A 1,326-nucleotide genomic window follows, 5' to 3' on the forward strand; every position below is an offset into this window, starting at 1 on the left:
CTGGTAATGTATGCAGGAAAACAATTACCCACTTGTTCGGGTTGCTGCCATACCAAATTATAATTACTATCATATAAGCCTACATAACGCCTTACTGGATTTGTCCAAACAGAACCCCCTATCACCAAATACTTCTGATTCGGAAGCTGCTGAACATACGCTCCATTTATCTTCGCATAGGTCGGAGTACTATAAAAAATATGCTCACGTACCACATTACCACTCGTATCCAACTCCATGCCCCATATATCCGAATACGCACTACCTGATACCCAATAATGGCCATTCGCCATACCCTCCACATAATAGCCCTCTGTGTAATAACCCAAATTGTAATACCTTGTCCACTTTACTATACCTGTACCTGACATACGCGTCACAAAGGCATCGTGAATCATACCCGACACACTACTTCCCAACGTCTGACCTACTATCAACAAATCTCCATCTGGCAAAAATTTGATGCGGCTCGAATACAATACACCTGCACTCACACTAACATCATCTATCGTATAATGTGCTAAAACCACCCCATTACTATCTAACTTCAGCACATGAACTAAATAATCGAAATACCATGAATTGACCGCTGCCCAGTAATTACCAAAAGAATCTTTCGTCATACTTATATTTTTGAGTGTACCTACCGATACATTTAAATCTTTCACAAATACTGTATCCCCTAATGAATTGATTTTTACAGCACAAACACCCATATATGAATTAACGACTCCATACTTATGACTACTGCATAACGATAAATAACTACCTTGACCAGTACTCTCTATCGCATCTGCAAAATCCGCGTATTGAAGATTATACGCCTTCTCCCACATCACTGTTTGGCCATTGAGTGCAATGCAATACATTATGCCAAAAATCATTAGTAATACTTTCTTCATTTCTTTATTCGTTTAATGTATCGCCGTGTCTAATCTAAGACACGGCGATAACTATTCTTCACTATTCTGTTATCAATACTTTTTGCTCTAACAATAATGAGGAGCCTTCACGAACTCTAAGGAAATAAAGACCACTGGCATACCCTGACAAAGAAAGCGTTGATGACTCCGACATCTCTCCTTCATACATTATTTTACCCAGTACGTTTTGTAACATAACAGAAAGAACACCTGTTACACCTGACCTCTCAATATGCAATACCTCTCGCGCGGGGTTTGGGTAGATACTAACCTTCGCACCACTGCTCAAAACTGGCTTGCTGCTCGTCACCAACCAACTACTATCCGTCTCGGGCAAATACGGCAAGCCAATACCGCCCACTTTCATAAAATACAAATCGTAAAAAGCAGGACTTGGACTATC

At 40.2% G+C, this 1,326-nt stretch carries 2 protein-coding genes; both read right to left on the reverse strand.

All coding sequences use genetic code 11. The annotated features are described in order from the left end of the window. On the reverse strand, positions 1-902 hold a 902-nt coding region (locus tag BM090_RS18050; protein ID WP_221405439.1), incomplete at its 3' end, for a hypothetical protein. A gap of 61 nt (positions 903-963) precedes the next feature. Further along, the coding region (locus tag BM090_RS18055; protein ID WP_143084052.1) for a T9SS type A sorting domain-containing protein at positions 964-1,326 on the reverse strand (363 nt) is incomplete at its 5' end.

This window comes from Flexibacter flexilis DSM 6793, assembly GCF_900112255.1.
GTDB classification, from domain to species: Bacteria; Bacteroidota; Bacteroidia; order Cytophagales; family Flexibacteraceae; genus Flexibacter; species Flexibacter flexilis.